Annotated in this window: 2 rRNA genes; both read left to right on the top strand. The window is 57.3% G+C overall.

From position 1 onward, the window contains the following. The first annotated feature begins 270 nt into the window (after positions 1 to 270). A 16S ribosomal RNA gene (locus ABZ348_RS34595) occupies positions 271 to 1,796 on the top strand. A gap of 337 nt (positions 1,797 to 2,133) precedes the next feature. After that, positions 2,134 to 2,765, top strand: a 23S ribosomal RNA gene (locus ABZ348_RS34590); the annotation flags it as partial.

Below are 2,765 nucleotides of genomic sequence, written 5' to 3'. Positions count from 1 at the left end.
GGAAACGCAAGACCGGAGGGAAAAGCCCGGAGAGTCCTGAGAGGGATTTGAAGGAAGCGTCCGTTCCTTGAGAACTCAACAGCGTGCCAAAAGTCAACGCCAGATATGTTGATACCCCGTCTCTTTGGAGATGTGGTTCCTTTGAAAAAGTCCTCGCACTCAACGGTTGTTGGTGTGGGGCGCACTACAGCGAGGACGCTGTGAACCATCGGAATATTCCTTCGGATGGTTCCGCTCTTGTGTGGTGTTTGACCCGGTTTCGGGTAGACATTCACGGAGAGTTTGATCCTGGCTCAGGACGAACGCTGGCGGCGTGCTTAACACATGCAAGTCGAACGATGAAGCCTTTCGGGGTGGATTAGTGGCGAACGGGTGAGTAACACGTGGGCAATCTGCCCTGCACTCTGGGACAAGCCCTGGAAACGGGGTCTAATACCGGATACCACTCGGAGGGGCATCTCTTCGGGTTGAAAGCTCCGGCGGTGCAGGATGAGCCCGCGGCCTATCAGCTTGTTGGTGGGGTGATGGCCTACCAAGGCGACGACGGGTAGCCGGCCTGAGAGGGCGACCGGCCACACTGGGACTGAGACACGGCCCAGACTCCTACGGGAGGCAGCAGTGGGGAATATTGCACAATGGGCGAAAGCCTGATGCAGCGACGCCGCGTGAGGGATGACGGCCTTCGGGTTGTAAACCTCTTTCAGCAGGGAAGAAGCGTGAGTGACGGTACCTGCAGAAGAAGCGCCGGCTAACTACGTGCCAGCAGCCGCGGTAATACGTAGGGCGCAAGCGTTGTCCGGAATTATTGGGCGTAAAGAGCTCGTAGGCGGCTTGTCGCGTCGGATGTGAAAGCCCGGGGCTTAACTCCGGGTCTGCATTCGATACGGGCAGGCTAGAGTGTGGTAGGGGAGATCGGAATTCCTGGTGTAGCGGTGAAATGCGCAGATATCAGGAGGAACACCGGTGGCGAAGGCGGATCTCTGGGCCATTACTGACGCTGAGGAGCGAAAGCGTGGGGAGCGAACAGGATTAGATACCCTGGTAGTCCACGCCGTAAACGTTGGGAACTAGGTGTTGGCGACATTCCACGTCGTCGGTGCCGCAGCTAACGCATTAAGTTCCCCGCCTGGGGAGTACGGCCGCAAGGCTAAAACTCAAAGGAATTGACGGGGGCCCGCACAAGCAGCGGAGCATGTGGCTTAATTCGACGCAACGCGAAGAACCTTACCAAGGCTTGACATATGCCGGAAAGCATCAGAGATGGTGCCCCCCTTGTGGTCGGTATACAGGTGGTGCATGGCTGTCGTCAGCTCGTGTCGTGAGATGTTGGGTTAAGTCCCGCAACGAGCGCAACCCTTGTTCTGTGTTGCCAGCATGCCTTTCGGGGTGATGGGGACTCACAGGAGACTGCCGGGGTCAACTCGGAGGAAGGTGGGGACGACGTCAAGTCATCATGCCCCTTATGTCTTGGGCTGCACACGTGCTACAATGGCCGGTACAATGAGCTGCGATACCGTGAGGTTGAGCGAATCTCAAAAAGCCGGTCTCAGTTCGGATTGGGGTCTGCAACTCGACCCCATGAAGTCGGAGTTGCTAGTAATCGCAGATCAGCATTGCTGCGGTGAATACGTTCCCGGGCCTTGTACACACCGCCCGTCACGTCACGAAAGTCGGTAACACCCGAAGCCGGTGGCCCAACCCCTTGTGGGAGGGAGCTGTCGAAGGTGGGACTGGCGATTGGGACGAAGTCGTAACAAGGTAGCCGTACCGGAAGGTGCGGCTGGATCACCTCCTTTCTAAGGAGCACTTCTTAGCCAGTGGTTTTGCTGCTGGTTCAGAGGCCAGTACATCGGCGAGTGTTCGATGCTGGTTGCTCATGGGTGGAACGTTGACTATTCAGTGAGCTTGCTTGCTGGTTGCTGTGAGTACTACTGCCTGAGTTTTGTTGGGTGGTGTGGAAAGTGGTGGCTGGTGGGTGGGTTGAGCTGGGCGCGCTGTTGGGTGTCTGAGGGCACGGGCATGCTTTTTGTGTGTCTGGTCCTTGTGCCGGTCCCGGTGTACTCGCCTGTTGTGGGTGGGGTGATGGGTGGCTGGTTGTTGTTTGAGAACTGCACAGTGGACGCGAGCATCTGTGGCCAAGTTTTTAAGGGCGCACGGTGGATGCCTTGGCACCAGGAACCGATGAAGGACGTGGGAGGCCACGATAGTCCCCGGGGAGTCGTCAACCAGGCTTTGATCCGGGGGTTTCCGAATGGGGAAACCCGGCAGTCGTCATGGGCTGTCACCCATGCCTGAACACATAGGGCATGTGGAGGGAACGAGGGGAAGTGAAACATCTCAGTACCCTCAGGAAGAGAAAACAACCGTGATTCCGGGAGTAGTGGCGAGCGAAACTGGATGAGGCCAAACCGTATATGTGTGATACCCGGCAGGGGTTGCGTATGCGGGGTTGTGGGATCTCTCTTCTGCGGTCTGCCGGCCGTGGGACGAGTGAGAAACCGTAGTCATAGGCGAAGGACATGCGAAAGGTCCGGCGTAGAGGGTAAGACCCCCGTAGCTGAAATGATTGCGGCTCGTTTGAGAGACACCCAAGTAGCACGGGGCCCGAGAAATCCCGTGTGAATCTGGCGGGACCACCCGTTAAGCCTAAATATTCCCTGGTGACCGATAGCGGATAGTACCGTGAGGGAATGGTGAAAAGTACCGCGGGAGCGGAGTGAAATAGTACCTGAAACCGTGTGCCTACAAGCCGTGGGAGCGTCGCA

The organism is Streptomyces sp. NPDC005963 (assembly GCF_040638655.1).
GTDB lineage: Bacteria > Actinomycetota > Actinomycetes > Streptomycetales > Streptomycetaceae > Streptomyces.
Note: the sequence above shows the minus strand (reverse complement) of the source record. Positions and strands in the feature narration are given on the sequence as shown.